This window comes from Flavobacterium defluvii, from assembly GCF_900129555.1.
GTDB classification, from domain to species: domain Bacteria; phylum Bacteroidota; class Bacteroidia; order Flavobacteriales; family Flavobacteriaceae; genus Flavobacterium; species Flavobacterium defluvii.
On record NZ_FQWC01000002.1, the window covers coordinates 707456 to 719888 of the forward strand.

Here is a 12433-nt window from a genome sequence, read left to right on the forward strand (position 1 = left end):
TTCCGCAGGATAAATCTAAATATAGAGCATTCATGAAAGTCAAAATTCAATTATTAATCGCGGCGGCCGCAATTTTCTCACTGGCAGGCTGCGGACAAAAAAGCGGCGAAAGCGAAAGCGGAGCCAAAACCGAAAAGGCCGAGGGAGCGAAAGAGGAGGGACACAGCGAAGGGGAAGCTGCCACAATTGCGGTGCTGACCCAGGAGCAGATGAAATCGGTGGGGGTTCAGCTCGGAACCATTGAGAACAAGAACCTGACTGCATCGATTAAAGTAAACGGCGCCTTAAGGGTTCCAAACAATAACAAGGCCAATGCAACCTCTCTGTACGGAGGTGTTATCCAGACCCTTAGAGTGCAGCTGGGCGACCAGGTGCGCAAGGGCCAGGTGATCGCAACAATCGAGAATCCCCAGTTCGTGCAGCAGCAGGAGGAGTATATCACCATCAACAGCCGCATCACCAATGCGGAGCAGGAGCTGCAGCGCCAGAAAGACCTTCAGGCGGGAAATGCCGGAGCCCTGAAGAATCTTCAGAATGCCACTGCGGAGGTAAATGCGCTCCGCGCCCGCAAGGCGTCGCTTGCCAAACAGATCCAGCTTATGGGAATAAATCCCGGAAGCATCACCACGGGGAACCTAAGGGCGGCACTGACGGTTACCAGTCCGGTTACCGGTACGGTAAGCGCAGAATTTGCGAAGATCGGAAGCTATGTTGACGTTTCATCTCCTGTTGTGGAGATAGTGGACAACCAGCTGATCCATCTTGACCTTCAGGTTTTCGAGAAGGATCTTCCAAAGGTAAAGGTCGGGCAGAGCGTAAGCTTCACCCTGACCAATAACCCTGAGGCAACTTACACGGCAAAGGTATTCAATATCGGATCTTCTTTTGAGAACCAGAGCAAGAGCGTTGCGGTGCACTGCACTGTGACGGGCAATAAGGCAGGGCTTATCGACGGAATGAACGTCACAGCGCTGGTGGGCGTAGGCACGGCGCTTACGGCTGCAGTGCCAAATGGTGCCATTGCTGAGGCTGACGGAAAGTTCTACATCTTTGTGAAAACGGACAAGAAACCTGAGGAGCATGAGGAGGCGGAAGCTGAGGGAGGCACCGAAGAGGGCGAAAAGCACAGTCCTGCAGAGGAAAAGAAAATCGATGCGGCAAGCATGAACTTTGAAAAAGTGGAAGTGACAAAAGGAGTTTCGGAAGTGGGATATACAGCCGTTACGCCTGTGAAGGAAATACCTGCGGGAAGCAGGATTGTGACCAAGGGAACCTTTTTCGTAAATGCCAAACTGAGCAATTCCGGAGGCCACGAACATTAAGAGACACTAAGGATTTAATGCAGATTCCTGTCCGACAGTAAGTGTTTGCCTGTGATTAAGCCAGGGAATAGGGATTCACCCCCTTTAATCTCTATTTCATGGTCTCGGACAGGAAAACCTGCATTAATTTAAAATATGCCGGCAATAAAGGCCGATTATGAAGTATCTGCCTGCTAAAAAAGTAAGCTGCGAACGCGGAAATTAAGAATAAGCTTCGTAAATTTACTGTAACTGCCTAACAGATAGGTCTTGTTGCCGGTTTTATTTTTAATGTAAAAATTATATGAAGAAAACGACAGAAGAAGCCTTTAACGGCAAAAGCATACGGCCTACCACGATGCGCATTCTGATCTACGAGTATATGGAAACCCTCACGGCGGCATTATCGCTTGCGGAGATCGAGAAGTATTTCCACAAGGCCGATAAGGTGACCATCTACAGGACGCTTCAGACATTTCTGGAAAAAGGGCTCGTGCATAAGATTATGGACGACAGCCAGGCCAGGTACCGCTTATGCGCCGATTCATGCGAAGAGGAAGAGCATAATGACAGGCATCTCCATTTCTACTGCAGGAGGTGCGGGCAGACTACCTGCCGCGAAGAGATCATGCTTCCGGAAAGCCTCTCGGGCAGCCTTCAGATCGATGAGATCCAGATTCTGGCCAAAGGAATCTGCGAGAAATGCCTAACTGCGAAATAATTCAGATCATATAATGGGAATAAAGGATAAATGTAAAATCTTAATTTTAAAATATGCTTCTAAACCGTAAAATATCAGTGCTGTACTTTGTCAGGGAAATCAGATCCCAGATCATTCTCATTGTCATTTTTGCCGCGGCTATCGGGATGCTGGATATGCTTCCGGTGTTCAGGAAAGTCTCGCTTCCCCTGAGCATCCCCGCACTGGTAGGAACCGCAGTTTCGCTGCTGCTGGCCTTCAGGACGGCACAGTCCTATGAGAGATGGTGGGAAGCCAGAATGGTATGGGGGGCGATCGTAAACGATTCGCGCACCCTTATCAGACAGGTCATGCAGTCCGCTTCGAAAGAAAACAGGCATTTTTCAGAGCAGTTTGCCGAAAGGCAGATCATCTGGGTATATGCCCTTGGGGAGGCGCTGCGCCGCCAGCCCTTCAGCCCAAAGGTGGAAGCCTACCTGAAATTCCATAACGTGGCGGGGGCAAACATTCCCAACGCGCTGCTGGACAGGCATTCGCAGGATGTTGCCGAAATGGAGCAGAAGGGGATTATAACGGATTTCAAGACCGTGCAGCTCAATGAGACCATATCGCGCCTCTGCGACCACATGGGAAAATGCGAACGGATCAAAAATACTGTTTTTCCAAAGTCATACAGCCTGCTGGTGCACACGCTGATCTATGTCTTTGCCGCGATACTTCCCTTCGGTCTTGAGGACTCGCAGCTGGCTGTTGAACTGCTGATGACCATACTGATTCCGCTGCTGTTCATTGCAATTGAATCAACTGCCATCATCATGCAGGATCCCTTTGAGAACACGCCGGTGGATACCCCTATGACCTCGCTTGCACTGACCATCGAGATCAACCTCCTTGAGATGACCGGTGCGAAGGATATTCCTGAGAAGCCTAAAAATAGGCTGTACTACGAGATGTAGGCCGCTCAGCCGCCAAAAATCTTATCTGATGGATATCCAAGTTGAACTATATATGTCTGCCAAACTGGTTCTGGCCGCTTTCCTGGGCGGGATTATCGGTCTGGAAAGGGAAAGGGAGCAGCAGAACACGGGACTGAGGACCTTTGCCTGCATCTGCGCGGCTTCCTGCCTGTTTGTTTCCATTGCGGGCCATCTTACGGAAGATGTCTCGGCTGTAGCCAGGATGCTTGCCGCCATTGCGACCGGGCTTGGATTCATAGGTGCGGGAATAATCTTCAGGGACCAGCGGAATCTTCCTAAAGGCATCACAACCGCCGCGGGCCTTTGGACCACATCGGCGGTGGGAATGGCCGTAGCACTGGATATGCTGGTAATAGCCGTTTCGGCAACATTCATCATACTGCTGATTTTCAGCATAAACCATTTTTCATGGTACAGAAGACTGGTCGATAGATTAATTAAGAGTAAAAAAAGGACTAACTAAACCAATGGACTGCCTTTTATCGGCACTTGGACGCTGACAGCAGAATGGTGCCGAATTTTTTAACCTTATAAATTATATATCATGGAACACAAACATAAATACGATAAAGACGGTAAACAGATCTGCTGCACGCAGACCGAGAAGGTGTATGTGAACGCGGGCGCAAAGGAGCTCCTGAAGGGGCACGCTCCCGATGACGGCCACAACCATGCGCACAGCAGGGACGACGGGCACAGCCATACCCACAGCGATGATGACGGCCATGACCACAGCACTGCGGAAGGCGGAGCATTCAAGATGTTCCTTCCCTCGATAATTTCCCTGGCGCTGCTGCTTCTTGCCATTTCTTTTGACAACTGGATCAAACTGCCGTGGTTTACCGGCACCCTGCGCTTCGTGTGGTACCTGGTAGCCTATCTGATTGTCGGGTTTCCGGTTATCAGGGATGCCTTTAAAAGCATCACCAAAGGGGAGGTATTTTCCGAATTCCTTCTGATGAGCATAGCCACAGTCGGCGCCTTCATCATTAAGGAATATCCTGAGGGGGTTGCGGTAATGCTTTTTTACGCCGTGGGGGAAGTTTTCCAGACCCTTGCAGTATCAAGGGCACAGCGCAACATCAAAAGCCTTCTGGACCAGAGGCCCGATGAAGTGACGATCATTTCAGACGGAAAGGCGAAAACCATCAAAGCCGAACAGGCCCAGATAGGGGATATCATCCAGCTGAAACCTGGGGAAAAGCTTGGCCTTGACGGCGAGCTTTTAACCGACAGCGCTTCATTCAATACGGCGGCCCTTACAGGAGAAAGCAAGCCGGACACCAAATCCAAAGGCGAGGCGGTCCTGGCGGGAATGATCAATCTCAACGTGGCGGCACAGGTGAAAGTCACCGCGGCCTTTACCGACAGCAAGCTCAGCAGAATACTGGAACTTGTACAGAATGCGACCTCGCAGAAGGCTCCGACAGAACTGTTCATCCGCAGGTTTGCCAAGATCTATACGCCTATTGTGGTTTTTCTGGCTATCGGAATCTGCCTTCTGCCTTATTTCTTTGCGGACAATTATGATTTCAGCAGCTGGCTTTACAGGGCTCTTGTCTTTCTGGTAATTTCCTGTCCGTGCGCGCTTGTCATTTCCATACCGCTGGGCTATTTCGGCGGAATCGGTGCGGCGAGCCGCAACGGGATACTGTTCAAAGGGAGCAATTTCCTTGACGTGATGGCCTCGATCCAGAACGTGGTGATGGACAAGACCGGAACGATGACGGAAGGGGTTTTCAAAGTGCAGGAGACTGTCTTCAAGCCTGAGTTTGACAAGGATGAGATCCTGAAAATGGTCAATGCTGTGGAGAGCCAGAGCTCGCATCCTGTTGCCACGGCAATCCATGAATATGTGGGAGAGGCCGACAGTTCCATAAAACTGGAAAGCACCGAAGAAATTGCAGGCCACGGACTGAAGGCGGTGATCGGCGGAAAGGAGCTGCTTGCCGGAAACTTCAAGCTTATGGACAAGTTCGGGATTTCCTATGATGTCGATCCGGCTTCGATAGTATACACGACAATCGCGGTAAGCTACGACAAAAAGTATGTCGGGTATATCACAATTGCGGACAGCATCAAGGAAGACTCGCAGCTGACCATAGACCTGCTGCACAAGCTGAATATCAAAGCGACGATGCTCAGCGGGGACAAGGGAAGCGTTGTGAAATTTGTAGCCGACAAACTGGGCATTGACAATGCCTACGGCGACCTTCTGCCGGAAGACAAGGTAAACAAGGTGAAGGAGATCAAGGCGCAGTATGGAACGGTTGCCTTTGTCGGTGACGGGGTGAACGATGCGCCTGTGGTTGCGCTCAGCGATGCGGGCATCGCAATGGGCGGGCTGGGAAGCGATGCGACAATCGAAACGGCCGATGTCGTGATACAGGACGACAAGCCATCCAAAATACCCATGGCCATCAATATCGGCAGACAGACCAAGAAAATCGTATGGCAGAACATCACGCTGGCTTTCGTAGTGAAGGGCGTAGTGCTCGTTCTCGGAGCAGGCGGGCTGGCAACGATGTGGGAAGCCGTATTTGCCGATGTGGGCGTATCGCTGATTGCGATTCTGAATGCCGTGCGCATCCAGAAAATGAAGTTCTAAATTGGATAATGCAGAAAACCTAAAGACTTAAATCAAAAGATTTAATGCCATCATATAGCTGCCGGCCAAATGGTATCCCCGATCGGATAATCATCTGGCCCGGACGGCGGGGATGTGCTGTGCCTTATCCAAAGGGTTTGATCCATCAGAAATGCCTGGCCAATGCGCAGGCAGATAAAACAAACGTGCAGTTTTACCGGCAGTTCATGGTAATGCATTGCCGCATCTGCCGGTATAGTGACTGGAATCGAATTTTATGCGAAATGAAAAAACGAAAGAAGAAATACTATCCAAATATACAGAAGACATCGAGGGGACAGAAGGGCAGGCCGGTTAGAAAGAAGAACAGGTATTCTGCTGTCAATATCGGAAAAACGATCATACTGGCAATTCTGGGAATTGTGATTGTTCTTGGGATTTTTGCCAGGGCAAGACATTTTATCCTTTACCATGTGCAGGACAGGCCGCATGAGCAGGCCAACGGGAAATTGACCAATGAAGGCGCCGGACGCCTGCCCGCGTCCCCGAAATAAAAAATCTGATAAAAACTTTATAGAAGGTGAATTGTTAATTCAAAACCGCAGGCTTTTTCGAAGGTTCTGCGGTTTATTCTATAAAAAAAATAAACCGGGCACTTAAAACAAATGATTAGCAGAATATGAAAAAGTATGCCAATATTTCCAATGTAATCCTTACCATTCTAAGGGACAATCCTGATCGTGATTTTGCTCTGGAGGAGCTTTCGGGCTTAATTTTTCCGACAGATCCGATACAAGAGCAGAATCATAACCAGGCAGCCGTTCTGGATGTGCTGATTTTTCTGGACGACCAGAAAATGATTCTTCTGGATTTTGAGACGGACCGCTCAAGGCTTGCCAAATGAAGATGATAAGATCAAGGGCGGCAGCCCGTATTTCCGGAGAGCCTTCCCCGAAGGGAAGGCAGTTCCGGAAAAGCCTAATTAAGCTTTCAGACCAGCACGCTGAGTGCGGCAGGCTCTGCCGAAATTCTGCAGGTGTTGGTCCTTAATTTATAATGCTCCCCGTCGATCTGCGCGTCGGTGAAGATCTTCATGGGCATTTCGATCTGCAGGCTCTGCACCAGATGGTGCTGTGCCTTTTTGAATCTGCTGACCGATCGGGTCAGGATGCGGTATCCAAGGGCTATCTTTTCGAAAAAGGAAAGCTCTGGAATGAGGACCAGGTCAAGCTTTCCGTCGGTCAGCATCGCATCGGGTGTAAGGGTCATATTATATCCCATTTCATTGGAATTGGATACAAAGACCATAAAGGGCTTTATTGGTATGACCCTGTCATCAAAGGATACGATGGCCGGCTGCGCCCTGTACTCAAATGCTGCGGCAACCGCGGCCCTGACATAGGAAAAAAGCATCCTTTTTCCCGAATGCTCATACTTTCTGATGATCATTGCGTCTATGCCGATGCCGGTGTTGCTGAAAAAATAATGCTGGTTGATTCTCCCCGCATCGATTCTTATCTTTCTTCCTTCCCTGATCACTTCAAGCGATTTTCCGATATCATGAGGTATGCTGAGATGCGAGGCAAGGCCGTTTCCAGACCCCAGCGGGATGATTCCCAGCTTCACATCGGTGCCGATCAGGCAGGAAGCCACCTCATTTACGGTTCCGTCGCCTCCGCAGGCCACGATGATGTCGGGATTCTGCTGCAGCGCCTTCTGGGTGAGGACAAGCGCGTGCTTTCTGCTCATGGTGTAATCAGTGCTGATCCTATACCGGTCAGAGGGAAAAAACTGCCTGATGTAAAAATCGGGCAGGCTGTGGCGTCCTCCGCCGGAGACGGGGTTTATGATGAAATGTATATAGGTCATTGCTTATTTTAAAAGTTTGTTTGTAAAAAGGTAATCAGCGGTCTGGTACCATGCGATGGTCTCTTCAAGAAAGGGCCTGTCCATCGGAAGGGGGCTCAGGCTGTTGTCCGATTTTTTCCAGCTGTAGAAGGCCTGCTTCTTCTGGTCGGAGAGTATCATCACCCGGCTGCCCTTCATCAGCGCGAGCTTGCGGTATGTTCCCAGGAATGCGCGCTGCTCGAAATCGGGGTCAAGGATGTCCCTTCCGAAGAAATCGGATTCGTAGTGCCATTTGAACATCGAAAATACGGTAGGCCAGAGATCGATCTGCGAGCACTGCTTATCCACCTTGCGGCTTGCCGTTTCGGGCATATTCACAATAAAGGCGGGGATATGGTAGTTGGCAATGTCTATCTCATCCTTTCCTGCGCTGCTGGCGCAGTGGTCGGCAACAACGATAAAGACGGTATTCCTGTACCAGGGCTTTTTGGACGCCTGGGCAAAGAGCCTTTTCAGGGCATAGTCGGCATACTTGACAGCCCCCTCGCGTCCCGTTCCGGACGGGATGTCAATGCGGCCCGAAGGATAGGTGTAGGGCCTGTGGTTGGAGGTGGTCATCACGAAATTCAGGAACGGCTTTCCCTGCTTATGCTTCTGGTCGGCAGTGCTGATCATTTTATTGAAAATATCTTCATCGCAGATTCCCCATGCATTTTCAAAGGTGACCTCGCCGTCTGCGATATTATGCCTCACTGTGCTGATGCGGTCGCTGAGCACGCTTCCGCGCCCGCGGTCATAAATGCTGAAGCCGTTGCCTCCGAAATAGGAGTTCATGTTGTCGAAATAGCCGTCGCCGCCGTAAAAAAAGCTGCAGTCATAGTTCTTGGACCTGAAGACATTGCTGATGGTGTACAGGTCTTGGTTTTCCGGCCTTTTGACGATCGACTGGCCCGGAGTGGGAGGAATGCAGAGCGTCAATGCTTCCATGCCCCTTACCGTTCTGGTGCCCGTGGCATACATGCCGGTGAAAAAAACGCTCTTCTGGGCAAGGCTGTCCAGGAAAGGGGTCAGATTCTGCCTGTTTCCGAATTCGGCCATAAAATCCGCACTGAAGCTTTCCATGAGGATAAACACCACGTTGCTGCGCTGCAGCGGAGACTGGGCGTCCTTTATGCTGCGGTGGATCGAATACCCTGTGGTGGCAAAGGATACCGTGCTGTCTGCCAGTTTTGATTTGACTATGCTGAACGCGCGGTCATTGCCGATGGAGGTGTAAAACTGCTCATACTTCATCTGGTTATTGCGGAAAGCGGCAAAAAAGGAATAGATCCCCGATTTGGAAATTTCGGAATTGTAGCGGTTGGGCGACCATTCGGCCTGGCTGCTGGAGATAAAAGTGATGTAAAAGGATGCCGCCGCCGTGAAGAGCAGCAATATGGAAACCCTCTTCACTATGTCCGTGTTGCGGGCGAATGCGGCGGCAAAAGCCTTTGATCTGTGGAAAAATAAAAGCACAAGAGCCGTTACTGCCGCCACTGATACAATCAGAAGGGGAAGAGGATAGGACTCCTGTATATTGGCAATGACCTCGTAGGTGTAGATCAGATAGTCCACCGCAATGAAATTGAAGCGGGTCCTGAATTCCTCCCAGAAGGTGATTTCGGCCAGAAAGGTGAAAACCAGTATGAAAACATTCAGCGCCGTAAAGAACCAGATTATAATCCTGTCGGCCAGCGAGCCGGTCCATCTGCCCGCAAAAACGGTATAGTACAGAACGGCAGGGTAAGAAATCAGCGCAATGGTTCCGATATCAAAAAAAAGCCCTGTCAGCAGCGTGCGGATGACATCAAAAATGCTTAGCGAAACCTGGCCATGCTGCCAGACGAAAAGGATGATGCGCAGCAGCAGCGAAAACAGCAGAAACCATAAAATAAAATGAACCAGCAGCGCGTATCTGCCGGTTCTGATAGACAATTTACCCATAACTCAATAATAACTCAGCAAAGTTTACATTGCAATGTTGTAGTCATTCTGAATTTTTGGTTTTTATTAAGAAATATTAACCCATTGTGCGTAAAAAAAATGCAGACCGGCATGATGCCGGGTCTAGAACTTTACGCTGAAGCAGTGGAAATCGTTATGATAGGAGTAGGAGATCTTCCAGCCGCTTATCTCGGTTATCTTCCTGATGATGGCCAGACCCAGTCCGCTGCCGTTTGCCGAGGTGCCGCCGCTGAAGAAACGTCCGAAGAGCTTCTCGATGGGAAGCGGTTCGGCCGTACCGGTGTTGAGGACCATCAGCTCGCGGTCCAGGGTCCTGATTATGATATTTCCCTCGGTGCGGTTATGGCGGATGGCGTTAAGCACCAGATTGTTGATCAGGATTTCGGCAAGGACAGGGTTGGCTTCTATTTCAAGCTTTTCGGACAGCTGCACATTAATGGCGACCCATTTCTGGCCGGCCTGCTCGGTAAAGAAGTCCAGATGCTTTTCTATATGCTCATTGACCGAGATGCAGGTTTTTTCCAGATAGATCTCATGCTCTATTTTGGAGAGCAGCAGCAGATTTTTGTTGAGCCTGTTGAGCTTTGCCACATCCCTGCTCAAGGCGCCCAGCACCCGAGTCTGGTCCTTGTCAAGCCGCATCTGGAATAGGGTGTCGATCTTGTTCTGGAACAGCGCGAGGGGCGTCTGGAGCTCATGTGCGGCGTTTTCCACAAACTCGCGCTGGCTTTTGTAGATGGCCGTATTTTTTTCAATCAGCGCCTCAAGGCTTCTGTTCAGGCGTTCAAATTCATCGATGCCGGACTGGATAAAGTGCGGGGGCTTGCTTTTGTCGATCTCAAACTCATGGATCTGGTCCAGGGTGTTGTAAAAGGGCTGCCAGCGTTTGGATGCCGTTTTCTTGGACAGCCAGACTATGCCGATAAAAAGCACCAGAAGGATAAAGGTGAACATTCCAGCTATTGTGAACACCATCCTTTCCATTTCCAGCAGGTGGATCTTTTCGGTGTAGGTGTATTTTCTGCCGGCAATTTCCACCGGGGCGTAAATGATGCGGAAAGGCTCTTTTTCCTCAGCCGTGGAGTCTTCGATCATGGTGCCGACTATGGAATCTTTTTTTACGCCCATATCGGGCATAATGGTGAAATGCAGGTTGTACCTGTTCCAGGTCTTGATGTCTTCGGGAGTGAAATTGCGGCTGGACTGGTTAATGAATGCATTTTTATGCTGCACGAGCACCTCTTCGGTTTCGTAGATAAAAAGCCACTGGCTCACAAAGTAGAATATCGGAGCGCAGATTGTGAGAATTACGGCAGCGAGGATAAGAAAATCGCGCGTGGTTTTGCTGAGCAGTTTTTTGGTATTCATTTTTCCCATTTGTATCCTTCGCCGTAAACGGTTTTAATATAATCTCCCGAACCTGCTTTTGCAAGCTTCTTTTTCAGGTTTTTGATGTGTGCGTATATGAAATCATGGCTGTCGAGCATATCTGCCATGTCGCCCGATAGGTGTTCGGCGATGGCGGCCTTTGACAGGACCTTGTCATTGTTGCCGATCAGGAACAGAAGAAGGTTGAGTTCCTTTCTGGTCAGCTCGATTTTCTGTTCATTTACAAGGACCGTTTTGGTGAACACTTCGATCCTGATCTCCTGGAACACCACGCTATTGCTTCCCCTGAAGTTCCTGCGCCTTACCAGCGCCTGCATCCTTACCAGCAGTTCGGCAAGATGGAAGGGTTTTGTGAGGTAGTCGTCGGCTCCCAGACTGAAGCCTTCCAGCCTTGTCTCCAGGGTCTCCTTTGCCGAAATGATTATCACCCCGTCGGTCTTGTCCTTGCTTCTCAGCTCCCTGAGGATGTCAAAACCGTTGCCGTCGGGAAGGCTAAGGTCAAGCAGTATGCAGTCGTAATCGTAATTGTCGATCTTATGCACGGCCTGCGCATAATTGTGCGCCGTTTCGCATTTTACGCCATTGTTCTTGAAATAGCTCTGTATGCTTTGAGCGATATCCTGTTCGTCTTCTATGATTAAAATTTTCATGATGCCATTTTCTTACCGCCCCATGACAGTGCATATGACCACTAAATTTAAGAATTTATGGCAATATGTGCGCTGCGGGGCATCATTTTTTTAAAACGGCTGTGCCGTTTATATTACAGTCTGTAATAATACGGCTCAATTTTGAATTAATTCTGAATTTTTGCCTCCTGAGCGTTTTTTCGCTCTAAATAAATGCTTTCAGCTTTCCGGGCTTTGATAAAGATTCCCCCAGCCATGAAAACTGGATGCCGGGAGAATCACATCAAAAAAAAGAGTCTGCGAGCGTATAAATGCTCTTACAGGGTTTAATTTCTCAGCGCTGCACCATGCTGGAGATAATATTGATGCTCAATGCCAGTATGGTGGTGTTGAACATAAAGGAAAGCACCCCGTGCACCAGCGCGGTCCTCCTAATCTTTCTGTCCAGTATGGCGACATCGGACACCTGAAAGGTCGTGCCGATCACAAATGAGAAATAGACAAAGTCGAGATAGTCGGGTTCGCCTTTTCCTGGAAAATCAAGGCCATTGAGCGAATAATGGAGATTGGCGTATTTGAAGGCGAAGGTGGTATGCACGACCGCCCATGCGGTTCCCACCGATGAGAGGGTCATCACCACATGCAGCGCCAGCTCGGAACCGGTCTTCTGATCGGCTGAAACATACAGCAGCACGATGCCCAGAAGGCTTACAGCCGTTGTAAGGAGCATGAACAGGGACAGCACCGCGCGTCCCGAGTCCTGGTCTTTGGCATTTTTCTTAAGCTCATCCACACGGCAGGTCAGAATGGTGAACCAGGAGAAGAACAGCTGGGTTAGGGAAAAAGCCAGCCATACCGCCATGATGTGCACCGAAGGCCTGCTGGTTCCGATCTCAAGGACAACGGCGGTGAGCAGTCCCGCCGAAGCGGAAATTGCCAGCCTTGACCTGTTGCTGAGCCGGTTTATAAATACTGTTCCATTCATAAGAAATTATTTT

General features: G+C 49.7%; 12 protein-coding genes. 7 read left to right on the forward strand and 5 right to left on the reverse strand.

Going from position 1 to position 12433, the window contains the following annotated elements:
• The first annotated feature begins 32 nt into the window (after positions 1 to 32).
• From BUC29_RS07280 to BUC29_RS07310, 7 genes are all read left to right on the forward strand, one after another.
• Positions 33 to 1322, forward strand: coding sequence for an efflux RND transporter periplasmic adaptor subunit (locus BUC29_RS07280; RefSeq protein ID WP_073414740.1), 1290 nt, complete (start codon positions 33 to 35; stop codon positions 1320 to 1322).
• Between the two features lie 283 nt (positions 1323 to 1605).
• Positions 1606 to 2022, forward strand: coding sequence for a Fur family transcriptional regulator (locus BUC29_RS07285; protein WP_008463790.1), 417 nt, complete (start codon positions 1606 to 1608; stop codon positions 2020 to 2022).
• Between the two features lie 53 nt (positions 2023 to 2075).
• The gene (locus tag BUC29_RS07290) at positions 2076 to 2957 is read left to right on the forward strand and encodes a bestrophin family protein (RefSeq protein ID WP_073414743.1); all 882 of its coding nucleotides are present in this window, start codon (positions 2076 to 2078) and stop codon (positions 2955 to 2957) included.
• Between the two features lie 28 nt (positions 2958 to 2985).
• On the forward strand, positions 2986 to 3441 hold the full coding sequence (locus tag BUC29_RS07295) for an MgtC/SapB family protein (protein WP_073414745.1): 456 nt from the start codon (positions 2986 to 2988) through the stop codon (positions 3439 to 3441).
• Between the two features lie 81 nt (positions 3442 to 3522).
• Positions 3523 to 5586, forward strand: a complete 2064-nt coding sequence (locus tag BUC29_RS07300) for a heavy metal translocating P-type ATPase (RefSeq protein ID WP_073414747.1) — start codon at positions 3523 to 3525, stop codon at positions 5584 to 5586.
• A gap of 44 nt (positions 5587 to 5630) precedes the next feature.
• The gene (locus BUC29_RS21320) at positions 5631 to 6119 is read left to right on the forward strand and encodes a hypothetical protein (RefSeq protein WP_139260431.1); all 489 of its coding nucleotides are present in this window, start codon (positions 5631 to 5633) and stop codon (positions 6117 to 6119) included.
• Positions 6120 to 6244: 125 nt separating this feature from the next.
• The gene (locus BUC29_RS07310) at positions 6245 to 6469 is read left to right on the forward strand and encodes a hypothetical protein (protein WP_073414752.1); all 225 of its coding nucleotides are present in this window, start codon (positions 6245 to 6247) and stop codon (positions 6467 to 6469) included.
• An 86-nt stretch (positions 6470 to 6555) separates the two neighbouring features.
• On the opposite strand, the gene BUC29_RS07315 is transcribed toward BUC29_RS07310, so the two are convergent.
• From BUC29_RS07315 to BUC29_RS07335, 5 genes are all read right to left on the reverse strand, one after another.
• Positions 6556 to 7434 (reverse strand): diacylglycerol/lipid kinase family protein, encoded by an 879-nt coding sequence (locus BUC29_RS07315; RefSeq protein WP_073414754.1) that lies wholly within the window; start codon positions 7432 to 7434, stop codon positions 6556 to 6558.
• 3 nt (positions 7435 to 7437) lie between these two features.
• A complete protein-coding gene (locus BUC29_RS07320) occupies positions 7438 to 9396 on the reverse strand; it encodes an LTA synthase family protein (protein ID WP_073414756.1) in 1959 nt (652 codons plus the stop codon).
• A gap of 123 nt (positions 9397 to 9519) precedes the next feature.
• The gene (locus BUC29_RS07325) at positions 9520 to 10785 is read right to left on the reverse strand and encodes a sensor histidine kinase (protein WP_244160789.1); all 1266 of its coding nucleotides are present in this window, start codon (positions 10783 to 10785) and stop codon (positions 9520 to 9522) included.
• Positions 10782 to 11456: a response regulator transcription factor gene (locus BUC29_RS07330; protein WP_073414760.1), complete on the reverse strand. Its 675-nt coding sequence runs from the start codon at positions 11454 to 11456 to the stop codon at positions 10782 to 10784. The genes BUC29_RS07325 and BUC29_RS07330 overlap by 4 nt, the downstream gene beginning before the upstream one ends.
• 313 nt (positions 11457 to 11769) lie before the next feature.
• Positions 11770 to 12420: a DUF1345 domain-containing protein gene (locus tag BUC29_RS07335; protein WP_073414763.1), complete on the reverse strand. Its 651-nt coding sequence runs from the start codon at positions 12418 to 12420 to the stop codon at positions 11770 to 11772.
• Between the last annotated feature and the right edge of the window lie 13 nt (positions 12421 to 12433).